The sequence below is a fragment of the Pseudoalteromonas phenolica genome (genome assembly GCF_005886345.1).
GTDB classification, from domain to species: Bacteria; Pseudomonadota; Gammaproteobacteria; order Enterobacterales; family Alteromonadaceae; genus Pseudoalteromonas; species Pseudoalteromonas phenolica_A.
The window spans coordinates 1-591 of sequence record NZ_PNEC01000104.1 but is presented as its reverse complement, the minus strand read 5'-3'; the positions used below and the strand labels follow the sequence as shown (position 1 = coordinate 591).

The window sequence follows — 591 nt, the reverse complement described above, 5'->3', positions numbered from 1 at the left end:
GAGGGAAAAGTAATCGAACATTTGAAGATGAAGCACTGACAGATGAAATTTTTAAAATTTGGCATCAGAGTGGAAAAGTGTACGGTAGCCCCAAAATAACCCAAGCACTCAAACAACAAGGTTTTCGAGTCAGTCAAAAACGAGTCGCTCGACTGATGCGTGAAAATGGAATTAAAGCCAGAGTGGCTACTTTATTATCGCAATAATAAAAAGCTTAAAGATTTTGTAGCTGCTATTCCCAATAGGGAATTGGACGTCATGGCCAATAAACCTGACCAAGTTTGGGTTGGTGATGTGACCTACTTAAAAGTAAAAGGAGAATGGCGTTACCTATCTGTAATCATGGATAAGTGCAGCCGAAAAGTGGTGGGCTGGTCGCTCAAAGACACACGCGATGCTTCTTTGACTCTGAAGTCTTTGAAGCAAGCGTTGAAAAATAGGAAGCCCGAAGCGGGGTTAGTCTTTCATTCAGATAGAGGAATTGAATACAGGGCTCGTTTGTACAGTAAAAGACTAGAGCAACGCGGTATTATTCAAAGTCTGAACCGACCAAAAATAATGAATGATAAGGCCCATATGGAGTCATTTTTT

General features: G+C 40.8%; 2 protein-coding genes. Both read left to right on the top strand.

Features of this window, described 5'->3' with window-relative positions:
* Nucleotides 1–206, top strand: a 206-nt coding sequence (locus tag CWB72_RS20230) for an IS3 family transposase (protein ID WP_138635218.1), incomplete at its 5' end; no start/stop codon positions are given.
* A partial coding sequence (locus CWB72_RS20225) for a DDE-type integrase/transposase/recombinase (protein WP_138635216.1) occupies nt 166–591 on the top strand: 426 nt, incomplete at its 3' end. The genes CWB72_RS20230 and CWB72_RS20225, both read left to right, overlap by 41 nt.